Raw genomic sequence first — 18,866 nt, 5'->3', positions numbered from 1 at the left:
TTTGAAATTACTTATTAAAATTTTCTTGCAATAATTGTTTTACTTCTTTTTCTCTTTTGATATCGTCAATGATCCAATTTAACTCGGGATCTACTTTTTTTATACGATCTTCCACAGTAGGAATTATTACTTTATCTGGAAAAACGCCTCTTCCTTCAACATCTGATTTTTCAAATGCAGCGACCAAAGCAAGACCTACTCGCATATTCACTTTAGAATTAGGTAAAGTAACCAACGGCATTTGTGCAGCTACTGTGCCATTATACGCTCCTCCTGTTTCTTCACCTACAAAATAAGCACGATTTGTTCCTTTCAATTTTGAAGAAATAATACTGGATGCCGAAAAACTTCCCCCATTAATTAAAACATATAGTTTACCATCAAAATGATTGGGTTTGGGTTGACGTTCTTTGGAAAAACGGGTAGCATATAAATATTTATCCTCTTCTTTTCTAACCTTTAAATAGTTTATTGAATAATAAAATGGAGCGGCAATGATTTTTAATGTTTTAAAAATAATACCACCACCTTTAAAATAATCGACATGTAATTTACTTGTTCTTGATACTACTTCATAATCTTCAACAAATTTATACGGTTTATCTACCAAGAAACTATATAAGTAATCAATTTCCATCAACCTTCCACCTGGATTATTACGTAAATCAATTATTAAAGTTTTTGTATTTTGTTTTTTTAAAGAATCGAACGTTTCATTATAAAAGCTAGTAAAATCCCCATTTCTAAATCCTCTTATAGTTAACAACGCAACGGAACTATCTTGTTTTAAAAAAGTTAATTCTCGCATATTACTTTTCAAATCTTTATCGAAACCAACTTTTCTTTTTTCTAGTTCTTCTTTTCTTTTTTCTTTTTTAGAAAGTAGTACTTTTTTCTCATTTGTTCCAAACGTATCTCTTCTCACCACCAATAGAGTGTCTTTCTCCTTAAGTTTCAATTTTAATTGAATACTATCCTTAATTCCATTTTCATACGTATAAAAAGTTCCAAATTGTTTGCCTACAAAATGTGGAAAAAAAGTAGTATTGTATCCATCTGAAGCTAATCGCTTTGTGAATTTAGAAATAAGTTCTGATGCCGGTTGATTGTTAATTTCAATTACTTCATTAACCGAGGACCATTGGTTTCTGGATTTATCTTTAATTAAAAATAGTTTATGGTCAAATATTTCAAATTCTAATTGACTAAATGGTCCCTTTCCTTTCTTCTTTAAAGCAAGATTTTCTGTTTTGGTTAGTTTATTTAATGATGGTGAAATCCCTAAATGACCTTGACCAATAACTCGAGTAACTTCACTAAATTTAAAATAAAATTCTTTTCCCGTCATGGGTTGTTGAATAGACTTTTTTAAACTATCAAATTTATAATCTAACTTCTCTTTTGAAATATACCAATACAATTTAGGATGCAGTTTCTTTAATTTAGTATATCCATAATCAATGTCTTTTCTTAATTGATCCGGTTGAATTGGCTTTTGTAAAGATGCATTATATTCTTGAATCGATTGACAAGAAAAAGAAAGTAGAAAACTAGAAAGTAGAATTGAATTGAAAATTTTCATGTAAGTTGTATTATCTAACAAATCTAGGTAAATAAATTGATGAATAAAATAACTTACAAAAATTAACTATAAAAAACATCATATCCATAACGGAGTATCATAATACAAACCACCGCTAAAAACACTTTCCTAATAAATTGATTTCCTCTTAAGATAGCCATTTTAGTTCCTAAAATACTACCCGAAACATTGGCAACTGCCATAATTAAAGCTATTTCAATTATGTAATTTCCTTGTGATATAAACACATAAAGCGCCGATACATTAGTTACGCAATTTATTACTTTAGCATAGGCAGATGCTTCTAAAAATTCGAATCCCAAAAGAGCTACAAATCCTAGTACTAAAAAACTACCCGTGCCCGGTCCTAGGAATCCATCATAAAATCCGATTAAGATACCCAATAAAAAGCCGTAAAAATATTTTTTATTAGCTGTTAAATTCTTTGTTGAAAAACTACCAAAGTCTTTTTTGGTATAGGTATAAATAGCAATACCAATTAACATAAAAAAGATGAAAGGTTTTAAAAAATTAACATTAATCGTACTTACCAATTTTGCTCCAATGAAAGAAGCTATAAACGAACTAGTTGCGGTTATAAGTAAAAGTTTCCAATTAAATTTAATTCTTTTTGAATATTGAATGGCTGCAATACTTGTTCCCGATAAACCTGCTATTTTATTGGTTCCAAAAACAGTAGGAACAGCCGTATTGGGATAAGTAATCATTAAAGCAGGAAATTGAATGAGTCCACCTCCTCCAACTACGGCATCGATAAAACCGGCTAATAACGACAATAGTCCTAACGTAATTAGGACTATGGGATCATGTTGTGCAAAAAGTTCAAGAAGATCCATTCTTAACTTTTACTAGACATTCTATTTTGGACCAATGCGTTTAGTAAAGCTACAACCGTTCCAAAAGGTAAAATTTCTACATACGTCATTCCAATAATTCCAATTGGAGATTGATACACTTCTTTCATCCATTTAACCTCTTCAGTAACTTTTGCAACGTCTTCAGGTTTGGCATTTTTAAGCATCATATCTCCATAAATTTCCATAAAATTTGGAAAGAAATTGTAAAATATAACCAACCAAACCGCAACATAAATGGTTGAAATGATTACTGTCATTAAAAAACCTGCTTTAAAAGCCGCTCCAAAAGAAATTTGATTGGCATTGTTTTTTCTTATTTGAAACACACCATAAATCATGGTTCCAAATGCGAAAACCATACTTGTAAATCCAAGAATCATACTAGGTTGTTGTTCTGGATTTTGTTTCATAAAATAGGTGACTAAACACATAAATGCTGAAACAATTATGCCCCCTAATACGCCGAATTTTAAAATAGTTTTGTTCATATTTTTAAATTTTTATTTAATTTTCACCTGTAATAACCATTTTAATTGGTAAATTATAATAAATTGAAACTGATGTATTATCTTTTCGGGCAGGGCAAAAAATTGTAGTTTTCTGGATTCTTTGAAAGGCTTTATAAATTAACAAATCATAGTACAAACTACCTGTTGATCTTGGAAATCTTATAAAATCCAAACGTCCTTCTTTATCAATAATAAAAGTAATCATAACTGATAAACTTAAGGTGTTTTCTAAATACAAATCTGAAATATAATCTCTAATAACATTAGAAAATCGTTCTCTTAAAAAATTTTCAAAACATTTATTCTCCTCAGAACCACTTAAACCTTTGTCTTTACAATTTTGATGTGTTGGTAATAAAATATCACTATTCTCGGTATAACGTTCACAGACTTCAGAAGGTAGTGCATCAACTGAATTTGGACTACTTATTCTATCAATACTAACTTTTAGATACCAATTTCTTTTTAAATAAGCATCGTTAATTTTACTTTTAGTATCTGAGAAATACTGATTTAATTTTTCTAGTATTTTTTTGTCTTTATTATAATCAAAACTTAAATAAAAGTCATTTTGAACTTTATTTAAATCAGAAAATAATGCTTTTATTCCATTGTAAAAATCAATATTAGATGTATTTGAAACTTCAATTACAGAATCTTTTTCTATTTCAAATTTTGAATTTTGAACAATGAATTCTTGAATTTCATTAACCTTACTATTGTAATTTGAAAAATTATTTTTTTGAGATTCCGTTTTTAAATATTTGGAAAAATCCTCCGATTTTTGAGCAAGAAGTGTACTTGAAAATAAAATAATAAAAAGAGTTTTATACATACTTAATTTTTTTCAAATATATAAAAAAACCTAGATTACATTGCTGCAAACTAGGTTTTCAAAACTAAAAACTAATCAAACTATTTATTATACTTTCATATTTTTATTCTTGATTTCTAAAAACCAATTTATTATCAAAACAATCTAAGATAATGAAGCTGTCTGTTTTCACATTTCCGGCTAAAATTTCTTTAGACAATTGATTCAACACTTCTCTTTGAATGACACGTTTTACCGGTCGTGCTCCAAATTCTGGATCAAATCCTTTCATCGATAAATAATCCAATGCTTCAGGAGTTGCTTCCATAGTGATGTGTTGCTGCTCTAACATTTTAATTACACTTTTCAATTGTAAACCAACAATTTGTTTAATGTTATCATTGGTCAATGGCGTGAACATTACAATTTCATCAATACGATTAATAAACTCTGGTCGTACGGTTTGTTTTAACATACCCAAAACTTCAGTTTTAGCTGCTTCTGTTGCCGCTTCAAGACCACCTTTTAGATTTTCAAATTTTTCTTGAATAATATGACTTCCCATATTAGAGGTCATAATAATAATGGTGTTTTTAAAATCAGCCAAACGACCTTTATTATCTGTAAGTCGGCCTTCATCTAATACTTGTAATAAAATATTAAAGGTATCTGGATGTGCTTTTTCAATTTCATCTAATAAAACTACCGAATACGGTCTTCTTCTCACCGCTTCTGTTAATTGACCACCTTCATCATAACCAACGTATCCCGGAGGCGCACCAACTAAACGACTTACACTATGACGCTCTTGATATTCACTCATATCAATACGTGTAATGGCATTTTCATCGTCAAATAAATATTCCGCTAGAGCTTTGGCTAATTCCGTTTTTCCCACACCAGTTGTACCTAAGAACAAGAACGAACCTATAGGTTTTTTTGCGTCTTGTAATCCCGCTCTACTTCTACGTACGGCGTCTGAAATCGCTTCAATTGCTTCTTCTTGACCTACTACACGTTTGTGTAATTCATCTTCTAACTTCAATAACTTTTCGCGCTCACTTTGCAGCATTTTTGTAACCGGTATACCCGTCCATTTTGCTACCACTTCAGCAATATCATCATGAGTTACTTCTTCTTTAATTAAAGACTGTCCTTTTTGATTTTCTTGCAATTGGACTTGCAACACATCTAATTTTTCTTGTGCTTCTTTAATTTTTCCATAGCGAATCTCAGCCACTTTACCATAATCACCTTCACGTTCTGCACGTTCTGCTTCCAGTTTAAAATCTTCAATCTGTTGTTTTACACTCTGAATTCCTTCAACAACATCTTTTTCCGATTTCCATTTGGCAAAAATTTCATTGCGTTCTTCTTTCAAATTGGCTAAATCCAGATTCAATACTTTTAATTTTGTTTCATCATTTTCTCTTTTAATAGCTTCTATTTCAATTTCCAACTGCATAATTTTTCGATCCAAAACATCCAATTCTTCTGGTTTTGAATTAATTTCCATACGCAATTTAGACGCCGCTTCGTCCATTAAATCAATGGCTTTATCGGGTAAAAAACGATTGGTAATATAACGTTGCGACAACTCAACAGCAGCTATAATAGCATCGTCTTTAATTCGAACTTTATGGTGTGTTTCATATTTTTCCTTAATTCCACGAAGAATAGATATAGCACTTTCGGTATCAGGCTCTTCCACCATTACTTTTTGAAAACGACGTTCTAACGCTTTATCTTTTTCAAAATATTTTTGGTATTCGTCTAAAGTTGTAGCACCAATTGCTCTTAATTCACCACGCGCTAAAGCAGGTTTTAAAATATTAGCCGCATCCATAGCTCCTTCACCACCACCTGCACCAACAAGTGTATGTATCTCATCAATGAATAAAACAATTTCACCTTCTGCCGCTGTAACTTCTTTTACAACCGATTTTAAACGCTCTTCAAATTCACCTTTGTATTTAGCACCTGCAATCAATGCACCCATATCTAATGAATACACAATTTTATCTTTCAAATTTTCAGGTACATCGCCATCCACAATTCGGTGTGCTAATCCCTCTGCAATTGCAGTTTTACCTACTCCTGGCTCCCCAATTAACATGGGATTATTTTTACTTCTACGTGTTAAAATTTGTAATACACGTCGAATTTCTTCATCTCTCCCAATAACAGGGTCTAATTTACCTGTACGGGCTAATTCATTTAAATTTTTGGCATATTTGTTTAACGAATTATAAGTCTCTTCAGCAGAAGCTGAGGTAACTCGTTCTCCCTTTCTTATTTCTTTAATAGCACTTTCTAAGCCTTTCTCTGTTACCCCTTGATCTTTTAAAACTTGTGCAACTTTACTTTTCGATTTAAAAATGGCTAAAACCAAATGTTCAATTGAAACAAATTCATCGCTCATCTTTTTAGCAATTAGTTCTGCTTCATTTAACGTTGTACCTGCATCACGAGACAACATAATATCACCTCCTGAAACTTTTGGAAAACTTTCTAAGGTACTGTCTAATACCTTTTTAAAAATATCCACATTTACATTGACTTTTTTCAATATAAACGGAATTACATTTTCATCAACTTCTAATATACCTTTGAAAATGTGTTCATTTTCTAGTTGTTGATGTCCAAAGCTCTGTGCAATTTGTTGTGCTTGCTGAAGAGCTTCTTGTGATTTAATAGTTAGATTTTTGAAATTCATATTATTTTTTTCTTTAGTGTCGATTTTTAATAAAAAATAGTAACTTTGTTTAATTGTTGGCAATTTGTATTCCAAACGCAAAAACAAGACAAAAAGTCATTTTACCCCAAATTACAAGTATTAATAACGACAAAATGTCTTAAAAAAAGCACTTATTATGGGATTATTTGATGATTTATTTGGAAAAAATGACAATTTAAAGAGCAATTCTTCTTTAAATTGGAATTACCTTGAAGAAACAGATTTAAATCAAATTGATGAAACTTCATTTAAGAAACCCGTTGTATTATTTAAACATAGTACACGTTGTATTATCAGTAAGATGGCTTTAAAGGAATTTGAAAAGCAACATAGTATATCTTCTGATAAAATGGATTTATATTTATTAGACCTTTTAAATCACAGGCATATTTCAAATGAAATAGCTGAACGCTATGCCGTAACCCATCAATCACCACAAATATTGGTTATAAGTGAAGGTAAATGCATTTATCATAATTCACATGATGGTATCAATGCAAATCATTTAAAAGCTTTCGTATAAAAAAAAGCACTTTTGGATTTCAAAAGTGCTTTTTTAATTCTGGTTTATTTTTTCATAATTTGTTTTACAAACTCTTGACCGTTAATTTGTACGCGTAACCAATACAAAGCAGATGGCAAACTAGAAACATCAATACTTCTTTCTTCATTTAATGTTGCTTCTTTTACTAATCTACCATTTGAATCATAGATAGAGTATTGTATTGATTTTATATCATTATGATTCAATTCTAAGTTTAAAACACCATCTGTAGGATTAGGATACAAGCTTAAAGTTAAAATATCTTCTGAATTAACATCTTCTGAATTAATCCTAGCACTACAACTTGTTGCAGTTACTGAAAGCGTACCATTTGAATTATTCAAAGTTCCTGCAGTATTTTTAGCTTTTACATAATACGTATAAGTAGTACCTGCTGTAATTAAATAAGTATTTAAAAAGCTAGTACCCGTAACATCTGAGGCATATAAATTTCCGTTTCTATAAATATCATAGGACGTTGCATTTGGAGATGCAGTCCAAGTTAAATTTATAGCGCTGGTAGTTCCACTACAGGTTGGAGAAGCTGTTAAAGTAAACGCCCCTGGTGGACAAGTAATTGCAGTTACTGTTAAAGTACCATTAGAATTGTTGGTTGATCCAATAGTATTTTTTGCAGTAATTGAATACGTATAAGTTGTTCCAGGAGTAATATAAGTATTTAAAAACTGTGTCCCCGTTACATCAGCTGCATACAAGCTTCCATTTCTAAAAATATCATATGTCGTTGCATTTGCAGCTACCGTCCATGTTAGATTAACTCTACTAACATTTGCATTACATTCAGCAACTGCTGATAACGTAAATGCTCCTGGAACTGAACAATTTACCGCAGTAACAGAAAGAGTTCCATTTGAATTATTTGTTGCGCCGTTTGCATTTTTAGCTTTTACATAATAGGTGTAAGTTGTTCCTGCTGTAACGGCAGTGTTTGAATAAGTAGTACCCGTTAAATTTGCAGCATATACAGTTCCATTTCGATATAAATCATAAGAAGTGGCATTCGCGGCAGCTGTCCATGAAAGACTTACCCTTGAAGTTGTACCGTTACATTCAGGTGTGGCCGTTAAACTAAAACTTCCTGGAAGTGAACAATTTAATGCAGTTACATTCAAGGTACCATTTGAATTAGTAGTTTGAGTTGCACCTGCATTTTTAGCTTTTACATAATACGAATAGGCAGTTCCTGCTGTTACAGCTGTATTAGTATAAGTAGTACCCGTTAATCCTGCAGCATACACGTTTCCATTTCTATACAAATCATAAGAAGTAGCATTAGAAGAAGCTGTCCATGTTAACTTAACTTGTGTTGTTGTTCCGTTACACTCAGGAGTAGCTGTTAAAGTAAAAGTTCCTGGAGCAGGAGTTGTTGCACAGGTTTGATTTAAATTAGATTTTAACGAATTAAAATAAGATAATGCAAAGGTATCTCTCCAAGTTGAACTAGTTAATTTTGTAGCATCAGAAGAATCAACAAATCCTATTTCATTAAGACAACCCGTTGCAGAAGAATATCGTAATACACCTAAATGATAAGCTAAAAACGAATTATCTTCAACACATCTTCTATTATTCCATTGTCCGTTTGTTGACATATCGGTTTGAATCTTTTGAGCAAAAGCAATATCTGGAGCCGTATTTGTATCGTCTTGAGTACAATAAAAAGTTTCTGTACCTGTTCCACCTCCTGCATTACAATGTATACTTAAAATACGATCCGCATTCCAATTGTTGGCCATAGTTGCTCTTTGTGTAACCGATATCCAACTATTTAGATTGGTTGTTCTAGTCATGTAAACCGTCCAAGTACAACTGGCTTGAATTAAATTTCTCGTTCTCAATCCAACTTCCAAGGCCGTTTCAATTTCAGTTGCCGTTCTTCCATCTGGATTATCACTAGTTGTTGCGCCGTAACCATGACCTGGATCTACAACAATAATTTGGGCTTTTACATTTAATGTTGCAACTAAAACTGCAACGAATAATACTAACTTTTTCATCTTCATTACATTTTTAAATTAGCAATATATAAAGCACCCGATTTATCTTCAGCAAATAAAATCTTATTTTCGTTTATAAATGTGGGATACATTTCCAGAAAAACTTCAGTTGAAGTAATTTTTTTTACACTTCCTTTTTCAACATCAAACCATAATAAATCGGAATTAGAAACGGTATGTCCGTCTTCACTTTCATCAATAAAACCAATTAAATTTTTCCCATCTTTGGTCCAAGATGTTGCTAAACCAACGCCTATTTTCTTACCACTAGTTGCACCTTCAATCGGATAGATATAAAGATCTGCTCCCTTATGAACAGCCACTTTTGTTCCATCTGGTGAAAGTAGCGCATTGTAGAATTGTCCTTCATCATTTGTTACAATCCATTTACGATTTGAAACCAAGTCCTGTGCTTCTATTTTTAACGTAGTTAAATTGGTTGACACTACAATGTTACTTTTATCTGATGAAGTTTGACCATGATACGCTACTAATGCATTAGCTTCTAAATCAGGTCTTGCAATCAATTGTTTAGAAGATAGGGTATACGCATAGGATTTTGCTTGATAAAGAAATTCTTTTTCTTCTTTTTGTTTAAAATAAACTACATCATTGTTTAAATCCCATGAATATCCGTAGCCACTACCATCTCGATCTGTAACTTGAATCGTTTCATTAGTAACTAAATTTAAAATGTAAACTCCTTTTAAATGATGGCCGGTTAATAGTACTTTGGTTCCATCTGGAGAAACTAATGGATTGGTAAAAAACCCGTCTACTTCTACCCTTCTCATATTTTCTACTTTTTGAGAAAAAACAGTTTCAGAACTAGAAATAAACAAAATAAATAGTAAAATTTTTTTCATATTAATATGTTTATAGATTAATTTTCGTAAATATAATGTAATTATTTAAAAATTAAATAACTACGCACAAATTACAAAAAAAACGCAATTGATAAACAATTGCGTTTTAAATTTTTATTAAGAAAATATTTATTTTATCTTCTGAATTTATTTCCAGTTATAATTGCTTTTAATTTTGCTTTTAAATCTTCTCCTGAATCGTATACCATTTGTTCATTTGTTGGGAATGGAACGGCTCTACGATCAAAGAATTGAAAGTAATCTTGCTCACAAGCTCTTTTATCACCATTAAATGTTGCATAAACATAGTTAAAGACAAACTCGGAACTCAATGGGTAAGTATCAATAAGTTGTGAACTTCTGTTATCTAAAAACTCGACTTTAGCTGTAACTTGACAAACTTTATTTTGTGTAAATTCATAAATACTTGCGGTAACAGTTTTCATATTATCCACCATCACATTATTCCCATTTTGATCTTTCACAGGATTTCCGTTTGCATCTAATAAAACTTTTGTCCCATCTTTAACTTGTTTTTCTTTTACAAATTGTTTTTCACGAACTTGCTCAGGTGAAACTACGATAGTTCTAAAAGTAACAACCAATCCATAATCGTAATAAATATCTTTTTGTTTTTTATTATGATAAACCGTCCATTTATCGTTAATTCCGAATGTACTAAAGTCTAATAAATCTTCTTGTAAACGAGCAGGAATAATCATTTGGGTATCATTTTTAGTTGATACAAATACAAAATCAGTCCCTTTAAATTTGGCTTCATCCATCAGTGTACGAACATCTTTGTAATTTGGATTTAACTGATCTAAATAGGCTAAATCATCAAAAGCATCTCGGGCATCTAATTTATTTCTAGAAGTCATTAATTTTTTTGCATTAGCATATAAATAGACTGATAAATCATTTTTACTTGCAATAATTGAATCTGAATAATCGTCAAATGGAAAATAGGCATTTCTATTTTCATTAATTAATTTCAAAGGTAAAATAGCTTTTACTCGCTCTTGTCTAGAATGTAATTGTGTGTATAAATTATAAATACGTTCTAAATTAGACGGATTGTTTTCTTTAATCAACAACTTCAAATTATTTAAGTCGCGTTCCTTTGCTTTGGCAAATGCTTCCTCTAATAGATATACATATTCTTGGTTACCTTTTGAATTTTTATTCGTACGCAAACCATCTAATGCTCTATTAATAGCACCATCGTAGTCACCATTACTTAACAACGATTGTGTTTGTTTTACACCGCAAGAAATAAATAAAAAAGTAAAAAATAGTATTGTAATTTTTTTCATAGATTGTTCAAATTAAAATGAGTACTCTAAAAGTACTCATTTATTTTTTATTAAAATTTTAATTCGTAGGCAGGAAGTAATTTACTAGAAACTTCTCCAAAACCGATTCTCACTTGATCGTTTTGACAATAACCACGAATAATTACTGTATCATTATCATTGATAAACTTTCGCTCCGTTCCGTCTTTCATTTTCAATGGTTTTTGACCTCCCCAAGTTAACTCTAACATAGATCCAAATGAATCTTCTGTTGGACCTGATATTGTTCCACTACCCATCATATCTCCTGAGTTGACTCTACAACCATTAATTGTATGATGAGCTAATTGCTGACTCATAGTCCAATACATGTATTTAAAATTACTTCTAGAAACTACTGTTTCTTCAGAATTTTCAGGTTGAATAGAAACTTCTAAATTAATATCAAAAGCATGTTTACCAGTTTGTTGTAAATAAGGTAATGGCGTTGGATTTTGCTCTGGAGAATCACATCTAAATTCTTCTAAAGCATCCAAAGTTACAATCCATGGAGATATGCTTGAAGCAAAGTTTTTAGCTAAAAAAGGTCCAAGTGGCACATATTCCCATTTCTGAATATCACGAGCAGACCAATCATTAAACAAAACCATTCCAAAAATATACTCTTCCGCATCTTTAACCGATACGGGTTCACCCATTAAATTGGCATCTGTTGTAATAAAAGCTGTCTCCAACTCAAAATCAACCAATCTTGAAGGTCCAAAAACGGGTTGTGTTTCCCCATTAGGTAACGTTTGTCCGTATGGTCTATGAACTGGAATACCACTAGGTACAATAGTTGAACTTCTTCCGTGGTAGCCTACTGGAATATGCAACCAATTCGGCAACAAGGCATTCTCAGGATCACGGAACATTTTCCCAACATTAGTAGCATGTTCTTTACTGCTGTAAAAATCCGTATAATCCCCAATTTGTACTGGAAGCAACATCTCAACTTCATTAATATCAAAAATCACCACTTCTTTGTGAGAAGCATTATCGCGTAATTTTGGGTTGGAATCTAAAAAAATATCAGATAATCGGTTGCGAACTAAACGCCATGTTTTTTTTCCATCCGAAATAAAATCATTTAAGGAATCTTGCATGAACATATCATCCGTTAATTCAATTCCTTCAAAATAGCCTAACTGTTGTAAGGCCCCCATATCAATAGCATAATTTCCAATTCTAGTTCCAATGGTAATTACATCATCTTTAGTAATAAAAACCCCAAAAGGAATATTTTGAATAGGAAAATCGCTGTTATGTGGTACATCTAACCAAGATTTTCTACTTGGATCATTAGCATAATTTGGCATAAATATGTGGTTTGTTTTTTTTAATTAATATTAAGCAATCAAAATTAAACTATACATTCTATTTACCAAACATTTTTTGTATTTTTGGGCAAATTTTAATAAAAATACTGAAATGCAACGCGACGAACAAATTTTTGACCTTATCTTAGATGAACAAGACAGACAAATTCATGGTATTGAATTAATTGCCTCTGAAAACTTTGTAAGCGACCAAGTAATGGAAGCTCAAGGTTCATGTTTAACTAATAAATATGCTGAAGGATATCCTGGTAAAAGATATTATGGTGGCTGTGAAGTAGTTGATATTGTTGAACAAATTGCAATCGATAGAGCAAAAGCATTATTTGGAGCAGAATATGTAAATGTACAGCCGCATTCTGGTTCGCAAGCTAATACTGCTGTATTTGCTGCTTGTTTAAAACCTGGTGATAAAATATTAGGATTTGATTTATCGCATGGTGGACACTTAACTCATGGTTCTCCAGTTAATTTTTCAGGAAAATTATACCATCCTGTTTTCTATGGTGTAGATCAAGAAACTGGTGTTCTTAACTATGATAAAATTCAAGAAATAGCAACAAAAGAGCAACCTAAAATTATAATCGCAGGGGCTTCGGCTTATTCACGTGATATGGATTTTAAACGTTTCAGAGAAATTGCTGATTCAGTAGGAGCACTTTTATTGGCAGATATTTCACATCCGGCTGGATTAATCGCCAAAGGTTTGATGAACGACCCTATTCCTCATTGTCATATCGTTACCACAACGACTCATAAAACATTACGTGGTCCAAGAGGTGGTATGATTATGATGGGGAAAGATTTTCCTAATCCGTGGGGATTAACTACACCAAAAGGTGAAATTAGAATGATGTCTCATGTGTTAGACATGTCGGTTTTCCCTGGAAACCAAGGCGGACCTTTAATGCATGTTATTGCGGCTAAAGCGGTGGCTTTTGGAGAATGTTTAACCGATGAGTTTTTCCAATATGCTATGCAAGTGAAGAAAAACGCCCAAGCAATGGCGGCTGCATTTGTAAAAAGAGGATATAACATCATTTCAGGTGGTACAGATAATCACATGATGTTAATTGATTTAAGAAATAAAGGAATTTCAGGAAAAGAAGCAGAAAATGCCTTAGTAAAAGCTGAAATTACTGTGAACAAAAACATGGTTCCTTTCGATGATAAATCGCCATTTGTAACTTCTGGAATACGTGTTGGAACACCTGCTATAACTACTAGAGGTTTAGTTGAAGAAGATATGGAAACAGTTGTTGCTTTAATTGATAAAGTGTTAATGAACATCTCTGATGAAAATGTTTTAGAACAAGTAGCAGAAGAAGTAAATGAATTGATGGCTGAAAGACCAATGTTTACTTTTTAATTTCTACTTAAAATAGATAATTTAATCAAAGGTTTAATGCTTTCTCAGGAAACATTAAACCTTTTTTAAGCAAAATATATGTCAATGTTACGTTTACAATTACCTACCGACCCAAGATGGGTAAATATTGTAGAAAGCAATATCGGTGAAATATTAAGTGATCATGCTTGGTGTGAGCAAAAAGCAGCTACCAATGCAATTAATCTGATAATTAACAATTCAGAAAAAGAAGATTTGGTTTCGGCCATGTTGGAAATCTCTATTGAAGAAATGGAACATTTTAAAATGGTTCATGATTTAATCAAAGAACGTGGATTGGAATTTGAAAGAGAACGTAAAGACGACTATGTTAATGAATTGGCTCGATACATGAAAGACCATTTAGATGGAAGTCGGGAAGCAGGTTTAATCGAAAGGTTGTTATTTGCAGCCATGATTGAAGCCAGAAGTTGCGAACGTTTTAAAGTACTTTCAGAGAATATCAATGATGAAAAACTGGCCCAATTTTACAGAGATTTAATGGAAAGCGAAGCAAGTCATTACACTACTTTTATAGGCTTTGCTCGAAAATATGCTGAAAAAATAGATGTTGAAAAACGTTGGCAAGAGTGGCTGGATTTTGAAGCATCTGTTATCGCTAAATATGGAAAAAAAGAAACAATTCATGGTTAATTTTTATTAATTTATTAAAATCTACTACCAATGTTCGTAAAAAAAATTGCATTCATATCATTACTTTCTTTTGCTATTGTAAGTGTTGCTCAAGAAAGAAATTTAAAAAACATTAAAAAATTAACTTTTGGAGGTGATAATGCTGAAGCCTATTTTAGTCCTGATAGTAAAAACCTAACACTACAAGTTACCAATAAACAATTTGGAGTACAGTGTGACCAAATTTACTCGTTAGACCTAACCCAACCGATTACCGATTTCAATAATCTAAAATTGGTTTCAACAGGAAAAGGAAGAACTACTTGTTCCTATTTTATGCCCGATGGAAAACACATCATTTATGCTTCCACACACGCGGCGAATCAAGCTTGTCCTGCACCACCAAAACCGAAAGATGGTAAATATTTATGGCCTATATATTCTGAATTTGAAATATACATGGCCGATAATAAAGGCCAAATTGTTAAGCAATTAACCAATTCTCCGGGATACGATGCAGAAGCGGTAGTTTCTCCTGATGGAAAAAAAATTGCTTTTACCAGTATTCGAAGTGGCGACTTAGAAATCTGGACAATGGACATTGATGGAACCAATTTAAAACAAGTTACATCTGGATTAGGCTATGACGGTGGGTGTTTTTTCTCTCATGATAGTAAAAAATTAGTTTTTCGTTCTTCTCGTCCTAAAACAGCAGAAGAAATTAAAGAATATAAAGATTTATTAGCTGAAAATTTAGTTGCTCCTACAAACATGGAAATATATACCTGTAATGTTGATGGAAGCGATTTAAAACAAATCACTAATTTAGGAAAGGCCAATTGGGCACCTTTCTTCCACCCTTCTGATAAAAAAATCATTTTTTCGTCCAATCATCATGCGGTAAGAGGTTATGACTTCCAATTGTACATGATAAATATTGATGGTACTGGTTTAAAACAGATTACTTGGGAAAGTGAATTTAATGCTTTTCCCATGTTTTCACCCGATGGAAAAAAATTAGTATTTTCAAGTAACAGACAAGGCGCACCAAGAGAAACCAACGTTTTTATTGCTGATTGGGTTGATACTGATGAAGCTGAAAATATTCAAACACCTAACCTAAAGAAACACATTACTTATTTAGCTTCAGATGCCTTAGAAGGTAGATTAGTGGGTTCAAAAGGAGAAAAATTAGCCGCAACTTATATTGAACAAGAATTTAAAAAGTTAAAGCTTAAACCGTATAACAACAAATACATCCATCCTTTTACATATTCTTATAGAACTAATCCACACGATACAATTTCAAAAGGAGTTGAAATTAAAGGACATAATGTAATGGCTTATATTGATAATGGAGCTAAAAATACGATTGTAATTGGAGCACATTATGACCATTTAGGGTTTAATGAACATAATAATTCAACAAAGCCAAATTCTAAAGGTGAAATTCATAATGGCGCAGACGATAATAGTTCGGGAGTAGCGGGAGTTTTAGAATTAGCACGTCTGTATTCTCAAAATAAAAGAAAAGAAAAAGTAAATCTAATTTTTGCGCTATTTTCGGGTGAAGAAGACGGATTGATTGGTTCTAAAGACATGGCAGAAACGTTAAAAAATTATTTTCCAAATGTAATAACCATGATTAATATGGATATGATTGGACGTTTAGATGATAAAAAAAGTTTAATCGTGGGTGGAACAGGGACTTCACCTTTATTTCCAGATTTAGTAGAAAAAAATAAGCCTGCCGGATTTGGAATTACTCAAGAAACTACGGGGATTGGTCCATCTGATCATACTTCATTTTATTTAAAAGATATACCGGTTTTATTTTTATTCACAGGTACCCATCAAGATTATCATAAACCAAGTGATGACGAAGATAAAATAAATTACTATGGTGTAACTAATATTGTTAGTTATGTAAACAGATTGGTTGATGCCATTGCTGAATATGACAAGGTAGAATTTACTAAAACCAAAATTACTTCTGAAAAGAAAATGCCTAAATATAAAGTAACTTTAGGAATTATGCCTGATTATACTGACCATGGAGATGGTTTACATGTAGATGGTGTTACCGAAGGAAGACCTGCTCAATTAGCAGGAATAAAAGAAGGCGATGTAATTACCAAAATTGGTGACTGCGAAATAAAAGAAGTCTATTCTTATATGGATTGTTTAGGAAAAATCAATCTTGGTGATGTTAAAGAAGTGAATTTTATAAGAAACGGTAAACCCATGACTGTAAAAGTTACTTTCTAATAAAAAATTATTATATTTAAAACTTAAATTATAATAAATGAAAAAAGTAACTGGTATTGGTGGTATTTTCTTTAAATGTAAAGATACAAATGCTGTAAATGAATGGTATAAAAATCATTTAGGATTAGATACCACCCCTTACGGAGTAAGTTTTGAATGGCTTGACAAAGAGAACTCGGCTGTAAAAGGAACCACGCAATGGTCTCCTTTCGCTGAATCAACTAAGTATTTTGAACCTTCTTCCAAAGATTTCATGATTAACTATAGAGTTGAAAATTTAGTTGCTCTTGTTGAAGAACTTAAAAAAGAACAAGTAACTGTATTGGATGAAATTGCAACCTACGATTATGGAAAATTTGTCCATATTCTTGATTTAGAAGGCAATAAAATCCAATTATGGGAACCTGCAAATGAATAAAAAATTCCGACATTAACGTCGGATTTTTTATTTCAATTTACTAGCATAGTATTTTCGTAACTTATCTAATTTTGGCGAAATTACCATTCTACAATAACCTTGTTCTTGATTTTGGTTGTAATAGTTTTGATGGTAGTCTTCAGCTAAATAAAACGGTGCTGCAGGTTCTAATTGAGTAACTATTGGATTGGAATATAACTTTTCTTTTTCAATTAGTTGTATGTAATTTTCCGCCTGTTTCTTTTGCTCATCATTATGATAAAAAATAGCACTTCTGTATTGTGTTCCTTCATCTGCCCCTTGCCTATTTAATGTTGTAGGATCATGTGTAGCAAAAAATATTTCTAGTAAATCTTCATAAGCCACTTCTTTAGGATTAAAAGTAATTTGAATGGCTTCTGCATGACCAGTCGTTCCATTACACACTTCTCTGTAAGCCGGATTCTTAATAAATCCACCGGTATAACCCGAAACTACTTTTTGTACTCCTTTAACTTCTAAAAATATCGCTTCTGTACACCAAAAACAACCACCCGCAAATGTGGCAACCTGAACGGAATCATTCATAATAACTTTACTTTCTTTATTTTTTGATTTTACATTTTGTGCCTTTACCTCTTTATTTCCACAGGAAAAAAACAAAACAAATGCACTAATTGATAATACTATTTTCATCGCTTTTCTTTCAAAATTAGCATAAACATTTTAATTTTAATTACGTTTTAACTAATGTTTTAGATTTGTTTCTTAATTTATTTTTTCTTCGTTACTTTGTACAAATTGAAATTATGATTAGAGCAACAAATATCAACAAACACTATGGTGATTTACATGTTTTAAAAAATGTAAGTTTACAAATCAATAAAGGCGAAATCGTTGCTATTGTTGGTCCTTCTGGAGCTGGAAAAACTACTTTGCTTCAAATTTTAGGCACTTTAGATTTACCCAGTAAAAACGACAAACTTAACAGTCATTTAAACATACATAACCACGATATTTTTAAACTTAAAGACAAAGAATTGTCTAAATTTAGAAATTTAAATTTAGGATTCATCTTTCAATTTCATCAATTATTACCTGAGTTTACAGCTCTAGAAAATGTTTGCATCCCTGCCTTTATTGCAAATAAATCTAAGGAGGAAGTCGAAAAAGAAGCCATTCGTTTATTAAAATACTTAGGACTGGAAGACCGTATGCATCACAAACCAGGTGAACTTTCTGGTGGTCAACAACAACGTGTGGCGGTGGCAAGAGCCTTAATAAATAATCCGGCCGTCATTTTTGCTGATGAACCTTCAGGTAATTTAGATCATACGTCTGCAGAAAACTTACACCAATTGTTTTTTCAATTGCGTAATGAGTTTGGACAAACATTTGTAATTGTCACTCACAACGAAGAATTAGCCAATATGGCCGATAGAAAATTAGTCATGATGGATGGCATTTTACAAAATCAGGAGCAGACCATTTAGTTTTCATAACATATTTTCTTCCAGCTGTTTGCACTACACGGTAGTTTGCTTCCATCTGGGCTATATAAG

The 18,866-nt window shown here is 31.8% G+C and carries 16 protein-coding genes; 6 read left to right on the top strand and 10 right to left on the bottom strand.

Features of this window, described 5'->3' with window-relative positions; genetic code table 11:
- Nucleotides 1–7: 7 nt before the first annotated feature.
- The 5 genes from KQS_RS05665 to clpB form a co-directional block, all read right to left on the bottom strand.
- The gene (locus KQS_RS05665; RefSeq protein ID WP_014388235.1) at nucleotides 8–1,582 is read right to left on the bottom strand and encodes a S41 family peptidase; all 1,575 of its coding nucleotides are present in this window, start codon (nucleotides 1,580–1,582) and stop codon (nucleotides 8–10) included.
- A gap of 62 nt (nucleotides 1,583–1,644) precedes the next feature.
- The gene (locus KQS_RS05660; RefSeq protein ID WP_014388234.1) at nucleotides 1,645–2,439 is read right to left on the bottom strand and encodes a sulfite exporter TauE/SafE family protein; all 795 of its coding nucleotides are present in this window, start codon (nucleotides 2,437–2,439) and stop codon (nucleotides 1,645–1,647) included.
- Nucleotides 2,440–2,441: 2 nt separating this feature from the next.
- Entirely contained in the window at nucleotides 2,442–2,948 is a 507-nt protein-coding gene (locus tag KQS_RS05655; protein ID WP_014388233.1) for a DUF4199 domain-containing protein, read from the bottom strand.
- Nucleotides 2,949–2,964: 16 nt separating this feature from the next.
- Nucleotides 2,965–3,804, bottom strand: coding sequence for an energy transducer TonB (locus KQS_RS05650; protein ID WP_014388232.1), 840 nt, complete (start codon nucleotides 3,802–3,804; stop codon nucleotides 2,965–2,967).
- 103 nt (nucleotides 3,805–3,907) lie between these two features.
- Entirely contained in the window at nucleotides 3,908–6,499 is a 2,592-nt protein-coding gene (gene clpB, locus KQS_RS05645) for an ATP-dependent chaperone ClpB (RefSeq protein WP_014388231.1), read from the bottom strand.
- Nucleotides 6,500–6,656: 157 nt separating this feature from the next.
- Between clpB and ytxJ the strand changes: the two genes are divergently transcribed.
- Nucleotides 6,657–7,043, top strand: coding sequence for a bacillithiol system redox-active protein YtxJ (gene ytxJ, locus KQS_RS05640; protein ID WP_014388230.1), 387 nt, complete (start codon nucleotides 6,657–6,659; stop codon nucleotides 7,041–7,043).
- 44 nt (nucleotides 7,044–7,087) lie between these two features.
- Here the strand turns inward: ytxJ and KQS_RS05635 are convergent, their stop codons facing one another.
- The 4 genes from KQS_RS05635 to fahA all read right to left on the bottom strand — a co-directional run bounded on the left by KQS_RS05635 (nucleotide 7,088) and on the right by fahA (nucleotide 12,601).
- Nucleotides 7,088–9,082: an N-acetylmuramoyl-L-alanine amidase gene (locus KQS_RS05635; RefSeq protein ID WP_014388229.1), complete on the bottom strand. Its 1,995-nt coding sequence runs from the start codon at nucleotides 9,080–9,082 to the stop codon at nucleotides 7,088–7,090.
- 5 nt (nucleotides 9,083–9,087) lie between these two features.
- Nucleotides 9,088–9,948 carry a hypothetical protein gene (locus KQS_RS05630; protein ID WP_014388228.1) on the bottom strand — a complete coding sequence of 287 codons (861 nt, stop codon included), beginning with the start codon at nucleotides 9,946–9,948 and terminating at the stop codon, nucleotides 9,088–9,090.
- Nucleotides 9,949–10,082: 134 nt separating this feature from the next.
- Nucleotides 10,083–11,264: a hypothetical protein gene (locus KQS_RS05625; protein WP_014388227.1), complete on the bottom strand. Its 1,182-nt coding sequence runs from the start codon at nucleotides 11,262–11,264 to the stop codon at nucleotides 10,083–10,085.
- A gap of 50 nt (nucleotides 11,265–11,314) precedes the next feature.
- Nucleotides 11,315–12,601 (bottom strand): fumarylacetoacetase, encoded by a 1,287-nt coding sequence (fahA, locus tag KQS_RS05620; protein ID WP_014388226.1) that lies wholly within the window; start codon nucleotides 12,599–12,601, stop codon nucleotides 11,315–11,317.
- Between the two features lie 112 nt (nucleotides 12,602–12,713).
- Between fahA and glyA the strand changes: the two genes are divergently transcribed.
- The 4 genes from glyA (at nucleotide 12,714) to KQS_RS05600 (ending at nucleotide 17,325) form a co-directional block, all read left to right on the top strand.
- Nucleotides 12,714–13,988, top strand: a complete 1,275-nt coding sequence (gene glyA / locus KQS_RS05615) for a serine hydroxymethyltransferase (protein ID WP_014388225.1) — start codon at nucleotides 12,714–12,716, stop codon at nucleotides 13,986–13,988.
- Between the two features lie 84 nt (nucleotides 13,989–14,072).
- Nucleotides 14,073–14,660 carry a tRNA-(ms[2]io[6]A)-hydroxylase gene (miaE, locus tag KQS_RS05610; protein ID WP_014388224.1) on the top strand — a complete coding sequence of 196 codons (588 nt, stop codon included), beginning with the start codon at nucleotides 14,073–14,075 and terminating at the stop codon, nucleotides 14,658–14,660.
- Nucleotides 14,661–14,690: 30 nt separating this feature from the next.
- Nucleotides 14,691–16,907, top strand: coding sequence for a M20/M25/M40 family metallo-hydrolase (locus KQS_RS05605; RefSeq protein ID WP_014388223.1), 2,217 nt, complete (start codon nucleotides 14,691–14,693; stop codon nucleotides 16,905–16,907).
- 37 nt (nucleotides 16,908–16,944) lie between these two features.
- Entirely contained in the window at nucleotides 16,945–17,325 is a 381-nt protein-coding gene (locus KQS_RS05600; protein WP_014388222.1) for a VOC family protein, read from the top strand.
- A 27-nt stretch (nucleotides 17,326–17,352) separates the two neighbouring features.
- Here the strand turns inward: KQS_RS05600 and msrA are convergent, their stop codons facing one another.
- Entirely contained in the window at nucleotides 17,353–18,000 is a 648-nt protein-coding gene (gene msrA, locus KQS_RS05595) for a peptide-methionine (S)-S-oxide reductase MsrA (RefSeq protein ID WP_014388221.1), read from the bottom strand.
- A 113-nt stretch (nucleotides 18,001–18,113) separates the two neighbouring features.
- Here msrA and KQS_RS05590 point away from each other — a divergent pair, with 113 nt between their 5' ends.
- A complete protein-coding gene (locus tag KQS_RS05590) occupies nucleotides 18,114–18,797 on the top strand; it encodes an ABC transporter ATP-binding protein (protein ID WP_014388220.1) in 684 nt (227 codons plus the stop codon).
- Nucleotides 18,798–18,866 lie beyond the last annotated feature (69 nt).

The sequence above is a fragment of the Flavobacterium indicum GPTSA100-9 = DSM 17447 genome, assembly GCF_000455605.1.
GTDB classification, from domain to species: Bacteria; Bacteroidota; Bacteroidia; order Flavobacteriales; family Flavobacteriaceae; genus Flavobacterium; species Flavobacterium indicum.
This window is presented reverse-complemented; position numbering and strand designations above follow the sequence as displayed.

Bases quoted from the DNA above. Each gene is read 5' to 3' on its own strand.
- KQS_RS05590 (WP_014388220.1), top strand. From the start codon at position 18,114: ATGATTAGAGCAACAAATATCAACAAACACTATGGTGATTTACATGTT.
- KQS_RS05625 (WP_014388227.1), bottom strand. From the start codon at position 11,264: ATGAAAAAAATTACAATACTATTTTTTACTTTTTTATTTATTTCTTGC.
- fahA (WP_014388226.1), bottom strand. From the start codon at position 12,601: ATGCCAAATTATGCTAATGATCCAAGTAGAAAATCTTGGTTAGATGTA.
- KQS_RS05630 (WP_014388228.1), bottom strand. From the start codon at position 9,948: ATGAAAAAAATTTTACTATTTATTTTGTTTATTTCTAGTTCTGAAACT.
- KQS_RS05605 (WP_014388223.1), top strand. From the start codon at position 14,691: ATGTTCGTAAAAAAAATTGCATTCATATCATTACTTTCTTTTGCTATT.
- KQS_RS05635 (WP_014388229.1), bottom strand. From the start codon at position 9,082: ATGAAAAAGTTAGTATTATTCGTTGCAGTTTTAGTTGCAACATTAAAT.
- KQS_RS05665 (WP_014388235.1), bottom strand. From the start codon at position 1,582: ATGAAAATTTTCAATTCAATTCTACTTTCTAGTTTTCTACTTTCTTTT.
- msrA (WP_014388221.1), bottom strand. From the start codon at position 18,000: ATGAAAATAGTATTATCAATTAGTGCATTTGTTTTGTTTTTTTCCTGT.
- glyA (WP_014388225.1), top strand. From the start codon at position 12,714: ATGCAACGCGACGAACAAATTTTTGACCTTATCTTAGATGAACAAGAC.
- KQS_RS05660 (WP_014388234.1), bottom strand. From the start codon at position 2,439: ATGGATCTTCTTGAACTTTTTGCACAACATGATCCCATAGTCCTAATT.
- ytxJ (WP_014388230.1), top strand. From the start codon at position 6,657: ATGGGATTATTTGATGATTTATTTGGAAAAAATGACAATTTAAAGAGC.
- KQS_RS05600 (WP_014388222.1), top strand. From the start codon at position 16,945: ATGAAAAAAGTAACTGGTATTGGTGGTATTTTCTTTAAATGTAAAGAT.
- miaE (WP_014388224.1), top strand. From the start codon at position 14,073: ATGTTACGTTTACAATTACCTACCGACCCAAGATGGGTAAATATTGTA.
- clpB (WP_014388231.1), bottom strand. From the start codon at position 6,499: ATGAATTTCAAAAATCTAACTATTAAATCACAAGAAGCTCTTCAGCAA.
- KQS_RS05655 (WP_014388233.1), bottom strand. From the start codon at position 2,948: ATGAACAAAACTATTTTAAAATTCGGCGTATTAGGGGGCATAATTGTT.
- KQS_RS05650 (WP_014388232.1), bottom strand. From the start codon at position 3,804: ATGTATAAAACTCTTTTTATTATTTTATTTTCAAGTACACTTCTTGCT.